This is a genomic window from Streptomyces anandii JCM 4720 (assembly GCF_014650655.1).
GTDB classification, from domain to species: Bacteria; Actinomycetota; Actinomycetes; order Streptomycetales; family Streptomycetaceae; genus Streptomyces; species Streptomyces anandii.
Genome location: NZ_BMVJ01000112.1, coordinates 1 through 632, shown reverse-complemented (window position 1 = coordinate 632; position 632 = coordinate 1). Strand labels below are relative to the sequence as shown.

General features: G+C 69.9%; 1 protein-coding gene. It reads left to right on the top strand.

Annotation, left to right across the window (positions count from 1 at the left end; translation table 11 throughout):
• Positions 1 to 404: hypothetical protein (locus IE249_RS35545; protein ID WP_229860048.1), on the top strand; the 404-nt coding region annotated here is incomplete at its 5' end.
• Positions 405 to 632: the final 228 nt, after the last annotated feature.

Here is a 632-nt window from a genome sequence, read left to right as displayed (position 1 = left end):
CTCCGCCGTCGGCGGTGGAGGACTACGCCTACCCGAACGCGGATCAGATCCAAAAGACCCAGGGCATCAAGCTGATCAAGGGCGATGGGCACATCGTGCTCGCGGCGTGCGACGACTCCGTCCAGCAGATCAAGGTCCTCACCGTGCAGGGCCCGAGCGGCAACCCGCAGGGCGCCTACTGCTTCAAGGCGAACGCCAAGAGCGGCTACCTCTCCCTGGAACTCCCGCGGGTGTTCGCGCTGGAGACCGCCGACCACCCCATCAGCGCCGACTTGAGGCCGCAGGCCGACCCCACCGCGCCGGTGAAGACGGTGACCGTGGACAAGAACGGCTACCAGAGCGTGGGGGAGGGCGCGGCCGGCGGTGCACCAAGTGTCCTGCTGGAGTTGCGCGTCACCGGCTGAGGGGCCGGCCCGTCCCTTCCTTTCCCGCTCTCGCACGATCATGAGGAACTTCATGTCCGGCTTTCGTCCGCGTACCGCGTGGACCGGCGGCCTGATCGCCGCCACCTCGCTCGCCGTCTCCCTGACCGCCGCACCCGCCACGGCCGTGTCGGGTCCGCAGGCTTCCGGCTCCGTTGCCGCTGCCACCGCCCGGCTCGACATCGGCGGCCAGCGGGGCTGTTCGGCCAC